Raw genomic sequence first — 12,829 nt, 5'->3', positions numbered from 1 at the left:
GTGCGGGCGCGGATGCGCGCTTTTCCTGCGCCGGCGCGATGCGGGCGCTGCCTATGATCCGCCGCATGCGTTTTCCCCGAATCGCCTTCGCGGCCTTGCTGGGCCTGTGGCTGCTGCTCGGCCTCGGGCCGCCCGGCGGCGGCTTCGCCGCCCGGGCGCAGGACAGCACCGCGCCGCGCACCGCCGAGCCCGAGGTGGAGCTGGCTGCGCTGCGCCAGTCGCTGGACAAGCTGCCGGCCACCGCCGAAACCGGCGAGGACGCGCGCACGCTGATCGCCGCGCTCGCACAGATCGGCCAGCAGGCGCAGTCGCTGATCGCCGCGCGCACCACCCAGCTCAACGACCTGAACGCGCGCCTGGGCGAGCTAGGCAACGGCCCGCCGGCCGGCAGCACCGAAGACCCGGACATCACGCGCCAGCGCGCCGCCCTCACGCGCGAGCGCAATGCGGTGGACGCCGACATCCGCCTCGCGCGCCTGGTGGTGGTGGACGCGCAGCAGCGCAGCACCGACATCCGCGCGCAGCAGCGGGCGCTGTTCGAGGCGCGGCTGGCCGAGCGCGCGCCCTCGCCGCTGGGCCGCGTGTTCTGGCGCGATCTTTCGCTGGCCTGGGACGCCGACCTGCAGCGCCTGCAGCCCCTGGCGGACGAGATCCGCAGCGCCTGGACGCAGGCCACAAGCCCCGCGCACCGAGCGCCACTGATGGGGGCGCTGCTGCTGGCGCTGCTGGCCGTCACGGCCGGCAACCTGCTGGCCGAGCGCGCGCTGGTGGCGCTGGCCCAGCGTCTGCTGCCGGGCGGACGGCTGCGGCGCTCGCTGCTCATCGTGGCCATCGTCACGGCCAACGTGTTCATCGTCGCCCTGGTGCTGTGGGCGCTCGTCCAGCAGCTGGAAACGCGCGAATTGCTGGGCCCGCTGAGCCAGAAGCTGCTGCGCATGGCCGACGAATCGCTGCTGTTCATGGTCTTCGTCGCCAGCCTGGGCCGCGCCCTGCTGGCCAACGCGCGGCCGTCCTGGCGCTTGCCGCCCATCCCGGACGCGCTGGCGCGGCGGCTGGCGCCCTTTCCCTGGCTCACGGCGCTGGTCAGCGCGCTGGTGTGGCTGCCGGCGCAGGTCAATGCCCTGGTGGATGCGAGTTTCGCCGCCGTCCTGACCACCCATGCGTTCACGGCCGTGGCCCTGGTGCTGCTGATCGGCGCCATGCTGCTGTGCCTGCGCGCACCGGCCGCGCCGCCGGCGCCGGCGCTCGCGGCCGACGGCAGCCCGCCAGCGCCGGCGCCGGCGCCCCCCGAGCGGCCGCTGTGGATCGCGCTGCTGGTGGGCGGCGTGTCGGTGGCGCTGGTGCTGATCCTCGTGCTGGTCGCGCTGGGCTACGTGGCGCTGGCCAGCCTGGCGGCCGGGCAGCTGACCTGGACCGGCGTGGTCACGGCCGCCTTCTATGTGCTGTTCAAGGGCGCCGACGACCTGTTCATGGCGCTGGTGTCGGCGCGCAGCAGCCTGGGCCAGCGCCTGCAGGCCAGCTTCGACTTCGCGCCGGCCACGCTGGACCAGGCGGCCGTGGTGCTGTCGGCCCTGGCGCGCGTGGCGCTGTTCTTCTACATGGTGATCGCGCTCATCGCGCCGCTGGGCTCGGGCCCGGGGGAGGTGCTGGAGCGCGCGGGCCAGTTCGGCACCGGCCTGACCATCGGCGAATTCCAGATCGTGCCGGCGGCCCTGTTCACGGCCATCGGCGTGCTGGTGGCGGGCTTCGTCGCGCTGCGCGTGTTCAAGCGCTGGCTGCGCGACAGCTACCTGCCCACGACAACGCTGGAAGCGGGCATGCAGACCTCGCTGTCCACGCTGCTGGGCTACGTGGGCGTGATCGTGGTGGTGGCGCTGGCGCTGTCGGCGCTGGGCATCGGCATCAACCGCATCGCCTGGATCGCCAGCGCGCTGTCGGTGGGCATCGGCTTCGGGCTGCAGGCCATCGTGCAGAACTTCATCTCGGGCCTGATCCTCTTGGCCGAGCGGCCGGTGAAGGTGGGCGACTGGGTGGTGCTGGGCACGACCGAGGGCGACGTCAAGCGCATCAACGTGCGGGCCACCGAGATCCAGCTGGGCGACCGCTCCACGCTGATCGTGCCCAATTCGGAGTTCATCACCAAGTCCGTGCGCAACATGACGCTGACCAACGCCGAAGGTCGCGTGCTGATCCGCCTGCCCCTGCCGCTGAACACCGACGCGCACCGCGTGCGCGAGCTGATGCTGGCCGCCTGCACCGGCCACCCGGGCGTGCTGCAGGCGCCCGCGCCCTCGCTCACGCTGGAAGGCATCGAGAACGGCATGCTGATCTTCCAGGCCATCGCCTACGTGAGCAGCCCGCGCGTGGCCGGCGGCGTGCGCAGCGACCTGCTGTTCACCATGCTCGACGAATTCAAGAAGGCCGGCCTGCCGCTGGCCACACCGCTGGTCGCGGCGGTGCCGGCCCAGCCGCCCGCGCCCCCTGCCGCCGGCGGCTGAGCGCAGGCCGCCACGCCGCGTCACTCGAGCGGCAGCGCTGTCGTGCTCTTGATCTCTTCGAGGCACACGCTGGAGCGCACCGCGCTCACGCCCGGCATGTGCATCAGCGTATTCATGAGAAAGCGCGACAGCGAGGGCAGGTCGCGCGCCACCACCTTGAGCACGTAGTCGAAGTCGCCCGTCACCGAATAGCACTCCAGCACCTGCGGCAGTTCGGCCACGCGGTCGTTGAAGCGCGGCAGCTCGTCGGCATGGCCGCGGGCCATCGTCAGGTGGATGAAGGCGACCACCCCCAGGCCCAGCGGCACCGGCGGCACGCGGGCCATGTAGCCGCTGATGTAGCCGCGCTCCTCCAGCCGGCGATGGCGGCGGTGCACCTGCGCGGGCGACAGGCTCACGAGTTCGGCCAGTTCCAGGTTGGACGCCCGCCCGTGCGTCTGCAGGTGTTCCAGAAGCTGGCGATCGATGCGGTCCAAAGCCGGAAGATGCAAAATCGTCTCCTCGTTCACCGTCCTGACCGAAGATTATTTCCTCTTTCGGGGTTAGCCCGATCTTTTGCCGCAAAGCTATTGCGGCCGACTGCGCCTAGACTGCCGGCCTTTCGATGGAGACAGATCCCGCGCCAGCGCGCCCCGCGCCTGGACCCCGGCCCCAAGGGCCGTCCCGCTGCGCCCGGGTTTCTTCGCCGCTTTCCCTTCTCTTCTTTCCCGGAAATTCCATGACTTCCTCGATCCTGCGCTCGCCCCTGTCCACCCTGACCCTGGCCCTGGGTGTTCTGGCCGCCGGCCCGGCCCTGGCCGCCGACCCGTCCGTCGCCGTCACCGCGATCGTGGAACACCCGGCGCTGGACGCCGTGCGCGACGGCGTGCGCGACGAACTGAAGGACGCCGGCTACGTGGATGGCAAGGGCTTCAAGTTCAGCTACCAGAGCGCGCAGGGCAATGTGGGCACGGCCGCGCAGATCGCGCGCAAGTTCGCCGGCGACCGCCCGAGCGCGATCGTCGCCATCGCCACGCCGTCGGCCCAGGCCGCGGTGGCCGCCACCAAGCAGATCCCGGTGATCTACTCGGCTGTGACCGACCCGGTGGCTGCCAAGCTGGTCAAGGACTGGAAGCCCTCGGGCACCAACGTGACCGGCGTGTCCGACCTGTCGCCGCTGGACAAGCACCTGGCGCTGATTCAGCAGGTGGTGCCCACCGCCAAGCGCGTGGGCGTGATCTACAGCCCTGGCGAAGCCAACTCGGTGGCCATCGTGGAGGCACTGAAGAAGGCCGCCCAGCCGATGGGCATCACCATCGTCGAGGCCGCCGCCGCCCGTACGGTGGACGTGCCCACGGCCGCGCAGAGCCTGGTCGGCAAGGCCGACGTGATGTACACCCCCACCGACAACAACGTGGTCTCGGCCTTCGAGGGCATCGTCAAGGTCGCGCAGCAGGCCAAGCTGCCCGTGCTGGCCGCCGACACCGCCACCGTGGAGCGCGGCGCCGTGGCCGCGCTGGGCCTGAACTACTACGACATCGGCCGCCAGACCGGCAAGATGGTGGTGCGCGTGCTCAAGGGCGAGAAGCCGGGCGCCATCGCCTCCGAGACCAGCAACAAGTTCGAACTGCACGTGAACCCCGCCGCCGCCCAGGCCCAGGGCGTGACGCTGCCCGAAGCGCTGCTGAAGACGGCCAAGATCGTCGGCGCCAAGTAAGCCGCCGGCCGCCCGGTCACCTCCCCGCAGAACGGCGAAAGCTTTCCCATGTCTCTGATCGCGTCGCTGGGCGCCATCGAGATCGGCCTGATCTTCGGGCTGGTCGCGCTGGGCGTCTGGATTTCCTTCCGGATCATCAACTTCCCCGACCTCACGGTGGACGGCAGCTTCCCGCTGGGCGCCGCCGTGGCCGCGACGCTGATCGTCGCGGGCTGGAATCCGTTCGCGGCCTCGGCCGTGGCCTGCGTGGCCGGCGCCGCGTCGGGCTGGGTCACGGCCTGGCTCAACGTGCGGCTCAAGATCATGCAGCTGCTCGCGAGCATCCTGGTGATGATCGCGCTCTACTCGATCAACCTGCGCATCATGGGCAAGCCCAACGTCGCGCTGATCACCGAGCCCACGGTCTTCTCGCTGGTGCCTTTCGGCGACATGGCCGAGTACTGGTCCAAGCCGCTGCTGCTGCTGATCATCGTGATCGTGGCCAAGCTGGTGGTCGACTGGTTCTTCAACTCCGAGGCCGGCCTGGCCATGCGCGCCACCGGCGGCAACGCCCGCATGGCGCGCGCGCAGGGCATTTCCACCGACCGGCACACGCTGCTGGGCCTGGCGCTGTCGAACGCGCTGGTGGCGCTGGCCGGCGCGCTGTTCGCACAGACGCAGGGTGCGGCCGACATCTCCATGGGCGTGGGCACGATCGTGATCGGCCTGGCGGCCGTGATCATCGGCGAGACGCTGATGCCCTCGCGCAGCCTGGTCGTCACCACGCTGGCCTGCGTGCTGGGCGCCGTGCTCTACCGCTTCTTCATCGCGCTGGCGCTGAACACCGAATTCATGGGCCTGCAGGCGCAGGACCTGAACCTGGTCACGGCCGTGCTGGTCGCGCTGGCGCTGATGGTGCCGACCTACAAACGCAAGCTGGGACGGCTCGTGCCCGGCAAGTCGGCCAGCGGCCACGCCAAGGGAGCCCGCTGATGCTGCGCGCACAAGACCTCCACATCACCTTCAACCCCGGCACGCCGATCGAGAACCACGTGCTGCGCGGCCTGAGCCTGGAGATTCCCTCGGGCCAGTTCGTCACCGTGATCGGCTCCAACGGCGCGGGCAAGTCCACCTTCCTCAATGCCGTGAGCGGCGACCTGCCGGTGGACAGCGGCCGCATCGACATCGACGGCCAGGACGTGACCCGGCTCAGTGCCTGGCAGCGCGCCGGCATGGTGGCGCGCGTGTTCCAGGACCCGATGGCGGGCACCTGCGAGGCGCTGACCATCGAGGAGAACATGGCGCTGGCCTACAAGCGCGGCCAGGGCCGTGGCTTCGGCTTCGCGCTCAACCGCCAGTTGCGCGAGCTGTTCCGCGAGAAGCTGGCCATCCTCCAGCTGGGGCTGGAGAACCGCCTGGCCGACCGCATCGGCCTGCTCTCGGGCGGCCAGCGCCAGGCCGTGAGCCTGCTGATGGCCTCGCTGCAGCCCTCGCGCATCCTGCTGCTGGACGAGCACACGGCCGCGCTGGACCCGAAGACCGCCGCCTTCGTGCTGGAGCTGACGGCGCGCATCGTCGAGGAAGCGAAGCTCACGGCCATGATGGTCACGCACAGCATGCGCCAGGCGCTGGACTACGGCAGCCGCACGGTGATGCTGCACGAGGGCCAGGTGATCCTGGATGTGGCCGGGGACCAACGCGCGGGCCTGGACGTGCCGGACCTGCTGCGCATGTTCGAGCAGACGCGCGGCGAGAAACTGGACGACGACAAGCTGCTGCTGGCATGAACGCCGCGCCGGCACCGCGGTTGCGGGCGATGGACGCCTGCGACCTGCCGCAGGTGCTGGCCATCCAGCTGGCCTGCTACGGTGCCGATTTCGTCGAGGCCGGCCCGCTGATCCTGCGCCGCCTGGCCTGTGCGCCGGCCACCGCCTGGGTGGCCGAACACGAAGGCCAGGTGCATGCCTACCTCACGGGCTACCCGTCACGGCGCGGCAAGCTCACGGCGCTGCATGGCGACTTCGAGCCCGCGGCGGCCGACGCCGACACGCTCTACCTGCATGACCTGGCCGTGCACCCCTCGGCCCACGGGCTGCGCCTGGGCCCGTCGCTGGTCGCGCATGCGCTGGCGCATGGGCGCCGCCAGGGCTGGCGCTACGCGGCGCTGGTGGCGGTGCAGGACTCGCGGGGCTTCTGGGCGCGGCACGGCTTCGTGCGCGCGGCGCTGGCCGATGCCGCGCAGCAGGCGCGCCTGGCCAGCTACCCGGGCACGGCGGTCTACATGGTGCGCGACGCGCGGGCCACGGCCTGAGTGACCGCGCCGTAAACCGGGCAGGGGCGCCTCGCCGCTCAGCGGCGCCAGCCCTGCAGCAGCAGCCACTGCACACTGCCGCAGGCCAGCACCAGGGCGAGGTAGGTGGCCATGCGCCCGTCGCGCCCCAGCAGCACCAGGCCCAGCACCAGCACCAGGGCGCCGGTCGCGCTCAGCACGATCCACTGCTTCCACCAGGCCGGCTGGCCCGGCGCGCGCCGGATCCAGCCGCGCGCGCCCGCCACCAGCCCGAGCGCCACGGCGAAGGCCGGCGCCAGAAAGTTCATCAGGTGGTTGATCAGGTCGAGGAAGGACATGGGGAAGCGGCCGGCGCCCGTGGCGCGTCGCCAGGACGAGCCCGCGGCCGGCAAGGACGAATCGCCTGGGCCCGGCCCCGCCAGCGCGGCGAATTTTATAATCCGGGTCCATGGCAGTCTGGGCCCTCGGCTTGAACCACACGACCGCGCCGCTCGATCTGCGCGGTCGTTTTGCGTTCGCCCTCGACCAGATCGCGCCCACGCTGCAAAGCCTGCGCCGCAGCGTGGGCCGCGGCGGCGGCCACCCGGAGGTGGAAGCGGCCATCCTCTCGACCTGCAACCGCACCGAAATCTACTGCGCCGCCGCGCAGCCGGCGCTGGACCACACGGTGGGCTGGCTGGCCGAAAGCGGCGGGGTCTCGCCCGCCCTGCTGCGCGCTCACACCTACGCGCTGACCGACGACCAGGCCGCGCGCCATGCCTTCCGGGTGGCCAGCGGGCTCGACTCCATGGTGCTCGGCGAGGCGCAGATCCTGGGCCAGATGAAGGACGCCGTGCGCGCCGCCGAAACGGCCGGCGCCCTGGGGAGCACGCTGAACCAGCTGTTCCAGCGCTCCTTCGCGGTCGCCAAGGAAGTGCGCAGCTCCACCGAGATCGGCGCGCATTCCATCAGCATGGCCGCCGCCGCCGTGCGCCTGGCCGGCCAGCTCTTCGAGCGGCTGAACGAAACGCGCGTGCTCTTCGTCGGCGCGGGCGAGATGATCGACCTGGCGGCCACGCATTTCGCCGCCAGGCAGCCGGCCAAGATCGCCATTGCCAACCGCTCGCTGGACCGCGGCGAGAAGCTGGCCGCGCGCTTCGGCGCCGAGGTGATGCGCCTGGCCGACCTGCCGGGCCGGCTGCACGAATTCGACATCGTCGTCAGCTGCACCGCCAGCACGCTGCCGCTGATCGGCCTGGGCGCCGTCGAACGCGCGCTCAAGGCGCGCAAGCACCGGCCCATGTTCATGGTCGACCTGGCCGTGCCGCGCGACATCGAGCCCGAAGTCAAGCAGCTGGAAGACGTGTACCTCTACACCGTGGACGACCTGGCCCACGTGGTGCGCCAGGGCGAGGCCAGCCGCCAGGCCGCCGTGGCCGAGGCCGAGACCATCATCGATGCCGGCGTGCAGAGCTTCATGCACTGGCTGGACCAGCGCAGCCCCACGGGCGGCATCGTGCCGCTGATCCAGCAACTGCAGGCGCAGACCGATGTCTGGCGCCAGGCCGAACTGGCGCGCGCGCGCAAGCTGCTGGCGCGCGGCGACGACGTGGAAGCCGTGATGGAAGCCCTGTCGCGCGGCCTCACGCAGAAGATGATGCACGGCGCGCTGGCCGAGCTGCACGCCGGCGACGCCCAGGCGCGCGAGCAGACCGCGCAGGCTGTGTCGCGGCTGTTCCTGCGCAAGGAGCGCTGAGCCGCATGTGGGTGAAGGCCCTCTTCTTCGCGCTGTTCGCCTGCGGCGCGTTCATGGTGTGGGACGTGCGCCGGCGCAACCGGGCCGAAGCCGCCGCACGTGCACGGCGCCTGCCGCAAGCGCGTGGGCGCATCCAGTTCGGACCGCCCCTGTTCGCGCTGGCCATGATGTTCGTGCTGCTGGCGCTGGTGGAACTGGTACATCCGCGCATGCCGCCCTTCGACGGCCCGCTGGGCCATTGGCTGCAGCGCGTGCATGACACGCTGGGCGCCTACGGCATCGCAATCGTCTGGGGTGGGCTGGCTGCCCTCGGCGGCGCCATCGCGTGGCTGGCCTGGCAGCGTGACCAGGCTCTGGCCAGCGCGGACCGCGCGGCGCTGCGCGAGTCCTAGCGCCCCCTGCACCCGCCGCCCGCCGGGTGGAGGCCGGCGCCCCCCCCTGCGCCGCCCCCCTCTGCCCTCGCTCTTTGCGCACCCGCCGCCGCTGCGCACGCCACGCCCCCATCGAAAACGGCTCGCCCTTGAAAGACTTCCTCCGCCACCAACTCGAACGCCACGCCGAACGCCTGAAGGAGCTGGACTTCCTGCTCTCGCGCGAGGACATCATGGCCGACATGGCGCAGTACCGCACGATCTCCAAGGAGCATGCGGAGGTGACGGCCGTGGCCGGGCGCTGGGCGCGCTACCGGCAGCGCGAGGCGGACCTGGCCGGCGCGCGCGAAATGCTCGACGACCCGGACATGGCCGCGATGGCGCAGGAAGAAATCGCCAGCGCCGAGGCCGAACTGCAGCAGCTGGAAGACGAGGTGCAGCGCCTCTTGCTGCCCAGGGACCCCGACGACGCACGCCCCGCCTTCGTCGAGATCCGCGCCGGCACGGGCGGGGACGAGTCGGCCCTGTTCGCCGGCGACCTGGTGCGCATGTACACCCGCTACGCTGCCAGCACGGGCTGGAAGGTGGAGGTGATGAGCGCCAGCGAGAACGAGATCGGTGGCTACAAGGAAATCGTGCTGCGCATCGAGGGCGACGACGTGTATGGCGCGCTGCGCTTCGAATCGGGCGGCCACCGCGTGCAGCGCGTGCCGGCCACCGAGACGCAGGGCCGCATCCACACCAGCGCTTGCACCGTGGCCGTGATGCCCGAACCCGACGCCGCGCAGGCCATCACGCTGAACCCGGCCGATCTGCGCATCGACACCTTCCGTGCCAGCGGCGCGGGCGGCCAGCACATCAACAAGACCGACTCGGCCGTGCGCGTGGTGCACCTGCCCACCGGCATCGTGGCCGAATGCCAGGACGGGCGCAGCCAGCATGCCAACAAGGCCAAGGCGCTGCAGGTGCTGCAGGCGCGCATCCAGGAAAAGGAACGCAGCGAGCGCGCGGCCAAGGAAGCGGCGCTGCGCAAGGGGCTGATCGGCAGCGGCGACCGCAGTGACCGCATCCGCACCTACAACTTCCCGCAGGGGCGCCTGACCGACCACCGCATCAACCTCACGCTCTACAAGCTGCCGGCCATCATGGAAGGCGACCTGGGCGAAGTGCTGGCCGCCCTGCGCGCCGCGCGCGAAGCCGAGCTGCTGGCCGAGCTGGAAGGCGACGCATGACCGGCGAGGCGGCCATGGCGCCCACGCTGGCGCAGGCCCTGGCCGGCGCCGGCGCGCTGGGGCTGGAACGGCTCGACGCCCAGATGCTGCTGCTGCATGCGCTGGGCCGCGCCCCGCACGACCGCGCCTGGCTGCTGATCCATGACGACGACCGGCTCGGCCCCGATGCCGCCGGCCGCTACCGCGCGCTGTGCACGCGCCGTGCGGCCGGCGAGCCGCTGGCCTACCTGGTCGGCGAGAAGGAATTCCACGGCCTCGCGCTGCAGGTGGACGCGCGCGTGCTGGTGCCTCGGCCCGACACGGAAACCCTGGTGGAATGGGCGCTGGAGGTGCTGGCGCCTCGCCGCACGCCGCGCGTGATCGACCTGGGCACGGGCAGCGGCGCCATCGCCCTGGCCTTGCAGCAGGCACGGCCCGATGCGCAAGTCGAGGCCAGCGACGCCAGCCCCGACGCGCTCGCCGTCGCGCAGGCCAACGCGCGGCGGCTGGGCCTGGCCGTGCGCTTTCGCCAGGCGAACTGGCTGGACGGCGCGGCCACCGGCTACGACGCGGTGGTCAGCAACCCGCCCTACATCGCCGAGGGCGACACGCACCTGGCTGCCCTGCGCCACGAGCCCCTGGGCGCGCTGGCCAGCGGCGTCGACGGCCTGGACGACCTGCGCCACTTGGTGCGGCATGCGCCGGCCCACCTGGCGCCCGGCGGCTGGCTGCTGCTGGAACACGGCCATGAACAGGCCGAAGCCGTCTGTGCGCTGCTGCGCGCGCGCGGCTTCGGCGAGGTGCAATCCAGGCCGGACTTGGCCGGCATCGCGCGCTGCAGCGGCGGGCGCTGGCCGGAAGAGGCCGCACCATGACATGCGCCCGGGGACGCGGCCGCGCCTGCGCGGTGCCCCGGCGGCGCTGGCGCAGGCCCGTCCGCCCGCCGCTGTCTGACACCCTCGGCAGAAGGCCTGCCACGCGCCAGGCCGCGCCGTCGGTGAAATAATCCGGCCCAACGCCCCACGCCCTCCCGCGAAGGAAATCCCATGACCGACGTCCAGCAACGCATCGCCGAACTCGTCCAGACCCACGACATCCTGCTGTTCATGAAGGGCAGCGCCAGCTTCCCCATGTGCGGCTTCTCCGGCCGCGCCATCCAGATCCTCAAGGCCTGCGGCGTGGACACCAAGGCCATCAAGACCGTGAACGTGCTCGACGACGCCGAGATCCGCCAGGGCATCAAGGAATTCAGCCACTGGCCCACGATCCCGCAGCTCTACGTGAAGGGCGAATTCATCGGCGGCTCCGACATCATGATGGAGATGTACGAGTCGGGCGAGCTGCAGCAGGTGCTGGCCCAACCCGCCTGAGCAGGGCTGCCGGCATGGCGCACGATCATCCCCACGATCACGGCGACCCTGCCGAGCCGGCGTGGAAGCACGACGGCGTGCGTGTGATTCCCGGCCATCAACTCGATACGAACACGGCCCAGACGCCCGGCATGAACCGGGCCGCGGCGATCAACTTCGCCCGCGTGGGCGCCCAGAAGCTCTGGGCCGGCACCGTGACCATCCATGCCAACGCCAAGACGGGCGCGCATCATCACGGGCATCTGGAGTCGGTGATCTACGTGGTGCGCGGGCGTGCCCGCATGCGCTGGGGCGAGCAGTTGGAGTTCACGGCCGAGGCGGGCCCGGGCGACTTCATCTACGTGCCACCCTATGTCCCGCACCAGGAAATCAATGCCAGCGCCACCGAGCCGCTCGAGTGCGTGCTGTGCCGCAGCGATGGCGAGGCCGTGGCGGTGAACATCGACATCGAACCGGTCGAGAAGCCCGAGACGGTGCTGTGGGTCGACCCCACGCACCCGACCGGCGGCGTCTGAGGCGCCGGGCGGTTCTTTCCGCCAAGCCCCGGGCGGCACCCACCGATTGACCACCGGGCACGGCTTGTGCTGTGATCCTCCCGTGTTCGATTCGGAGGTGTCCATGGATTCCCGCAGTCTCGTCCCGGCCGATGTTGCCTTCCAGCTGCCCGTCGCGCAGCTGCGCAGCGTCTACCAGACCCACGAGGTGGAGCGCAAGCTGGCCAAGCTGCCCGAGCGCGAACACGAGCACCTGCGCACCACCTACGAGCGCATGCTCGAACGCGGCCCCGAGCGCTTCCAGGTCAAGCCCAGCGGCGTGCCGGACATGGCTTCGCTGTACGACGAGCTCCCCAATTTCACCGATGCGCTGGACGACGTGCGCCGCCACGTCGCCCTGGCCCAGGACTGCCGCGACGGCCTGGAGGTGACGCCCATGCTGCTGCTGGGCCCGCCGGGCATCGGCAAGACGCACTTCGCACGCCGGCTGGCGGAGCTGCTGGGCACCGGCATGTCGCTGGTGCCGATGAGTTCGATGACGGCCGGGTGGCTGCTCTCGGGCGCGTCCTCGCAATGGAAGGGCTCGCGTCCGGGCAAGGTCTTCGAGACGCTGGTGGACGGCCAGTACGCCAACCCGGTGATCGTGGTGGACGAGATCGACAAGGCCAGCGCCGACGCGCAGTACGACCCGCTGGGCGCCCTGTATTCGCTGCTCGAGCACGACACGGCGCACAGCTTCGTGGACGAGTTCGCCGAGGTGGCGATCGACGCCAGCCAGGTGATCTGGGTGAGCACCGCCAACGACGAGCGCTCCGTGCCCGAGCCGATCCTCAACCGCATGAACGTGTTCGAGATCGACGCCCCCTCGCCCGAGCAGGCGCGCCGCATCGCGGGCAAGCTCTACCGCTCGATCCGCGGCGAGCACGACTGGGGCCGCCACCTGGCACCGGAGCCGACCGACGACGTGCTCGACGCGCTGGCAGCCCTCGCGCCGCGCGAGATGCGGCGGGCGCTGATGACGGGCTTCGGCAACGCCCGCCTGGCCAAACGCGACACCGTCCTGATCGAAGACCTGCCGCGCAGCTCCACCGGCGCTCGCAGCCGCATCGGTTTCGTGCAATAGAGGGCGCTGTCCAGAGGGCGCTATCCTTCCGGGCGCGCACGGCCCTCCAGGCCGCTGCCGCC

The 12,829-nt window shown here is 71.2% G+C and carries 14 protein-coding genes; 12 read left to right on the top strand and 2 right to left on the bottom strand.

The genetic code is table 11. The features are described 5' to 3' along the window. Positions 1 to 65 precede the first annotated feature (65 nt). Positions 66 to 2,498, top strand: coding sequence for a DUF3772 domain-containing protein (locus LG388_RS16660; protein WP_225783858.1), 2,433 nt, complete (start codon positions 66 to 68; stop codon positions 2,496 to 2,498). A gap of 20 nt (positions 2,499 to 2,518) precedes the next feature. On the opposite strand, the gene LG388_RS16655 is transcribed toward LG388_RS16660, so the two are convergent. Further along, entirely contained in the window at positions 2,519 to 2,989 is a 471-nt protein-coding gene (locus LG388_RS16655) for an Lrp/AsnC family transcriptional regulator (protein WP_225783857.1), read from the bottom strand. Positions 2,990 to 3,216: 227 nt separating this feature from the next. Between LG388_RS16655 and LG388_RS16650 the strand changes: the two genes are divergently transcribed. Genes LG388_RS16650 through LG388_RS16635 form a run of 4 tightly spaced genes read left to right on the top strand, consistent with a single transcriptional unit; the run spans position 3,217 to position 6,484 of the window. After that, entirely contained in the window at positions 3,217 to 4,194 is a 978-nt protein-coding gene (locus tag LG388_RS16650; protein WP_225783856.1) for an ABC transporter substrate-binding protein, read from the top strand. A gap of 48 nt (positions 4,195 to 4,242) precedes the next feature. Then, positions 4,243 to 5,166 (top strand): ABC transporter permease, encoded by a 924-nt coding sequence (locus LG388_RS16645; RefSeq protein ID WP_225783855.1) that lies wholly within the window; start codon positions 4,243 to 4,245, stop codon positions 5,164 to 5,166. Further along, a complete protein-coding gene (locus LG388_RS16640) occupies positions 5,166 to 5,960 on the top strand; it encodes an ABC transporter ATP-binding protein (RefSeq protein WP_225783854.1) in 795 nt (264 codons plus the stop codon). The genes LG388_RS16645 and LG388_RS16640 overlap by 1 nt, the downstream gene beginning before the upstream one ends. Continuing rightward, positions 5,957 to 6,484 carry a GNAT family N-acetyltransferase gene (locus LG388_RS16635; protein WP_225783853.1) on the top strand — a complete coding sequence of 176 codons (528 nt, stop codon included), beginning with the start codon at positions 5,957 to 5,959 and terminating at the stop codon, positions 6,482 to 6,484. Before LG388_RS16640 ends, LG388_RS16635 begins: the two co-directional genes overlap by 4 nt. A 38-nt stretch (positions 6,485 to 6,522) precedes the next feature. Here LG388_RS16635 and LG388_RS16630 read toward each other — a convergent pair whose 3' ends face one another. Next, the gene (locus LG388_RS16630) at positions 6,523 to 6,801 is read right to left on the bottom strand and encodes a hypothetical protein (protein WP_225783852.1); all 279 of its coding nucleotides are present in this window, start codon (positions 6,799 to 6,801) and stop codon (positions 6,523 to 6,525) included. A gap of 110 nt (positions 6,802 to 6,911) precedes the next feature. Between LG388_RS16630 and hemA the strand changes: the two genes are divergently transcribed. From hemA to LG388_RS16595, 7 genes are all read left to right on the top strand, one after another. After that, on the top strand, positions 6,912 to 8,198 hold the full coding sequence (hemA, locus tag LG388_RS16625; RefSeq protein ID WP_225783851.1) for a glutamyl-tRNA reductase: 1,287 nt from the start codon (positions 6,912 to 6,914) through the stop codon (positions 8,196 to 8,198). A 5-nt stretch (positions 8,199 to 8,203) separates the two neighbouring features. Further along, positions 8,204 to 8,590: a hypothetical protein gene (locus LG388_RS16620; protein ID WP_225783850.1), complete on the top strand. Its 387-nt coding sequence runs from the start codon at positions 8,204 to 8,206 to the stop codon at positions 8,588 to 8,590. Between the two features lie 128 nt (positions 8,591 to 8,718). After that, positions 8,719 to 9,801 (top strand): peptide chain release factor 1, encoded by a 1,083-nt coding sequence (gene prfA, locus LG388_RS16615; RefSeq protein ID WP_225783849.1) that lies wholly within the window; start codon positions 8,719 to 8,721, stop codon positions 9,799 to 9,801. Continuing rightward, positions 9,798 to 10,655: a peptide chain release factor N(5)-glutamine methyltransferase gene (gene prmC / locus LG388_RS16610; RefSeq protein WP_225783848.1), complete on the top strand. Its 858-nt coding sequence runs from the start codon at positions 9,798 to 9,800 to the stop codon at positions 10,653 to 10,655. The genes prfA and prmC overlap by 4 nt, the downstream gene beginning before the upstream one ends. Positions 10,656 to 10,826: 171 nt before the next feature. Then, positions 10,827 to 11,150, top strand: coding sequence for a Grx4 family monothiol glutaredoxin (grxD, locus tag LG388_RS16605; RefSeq protein WP_225783847.1), 324 nt, complete (start codon positions 10,827 to 10,829; stop codon positions 11,148 to 11,150). A 14-nt stretch (positions 11,151 to 11,164) separates the two neighbouring features. Next, complete coding sequence (locus LG388_RS16600; protein WP_225783846.1) at positions 11,165 to 11,665, top strand: cupin domain-containing protein; 501 nt, start codon at positions 11,165 to 11,167, stop codon at positions 11,663 to 11,665. 103 nt (positions 11,666 to 11,768) lie between these two features. Further along, positions 11,769 to 12,767 (top strand): AAA family ATPase, encoded by a 999-nt coding sequence (locus LG388_RS16595; protein WP_225783845.1) that lies wholly within the window; start codon positions 11,769 to 11,771, stop codon positions 12,765 to 12,767. Positions 12,768 to 12,829 lie beyond the last annotated feature (62 nt).

The sequence above is a fragment of the Xenophilus sp. Marseille-Q4582 genome, assembly GCF_916700565.1.
Lineage (GTDB): Bacteria > Pseudomonadota > Gammaproteobacteria > Burkholderiales > Burkholderiaceae_C > Xenophilus.
Note: the sequence above shows the minus strand (reverse complement) of the source record. Positions and strands in the feature narration are given on the sequence as shown.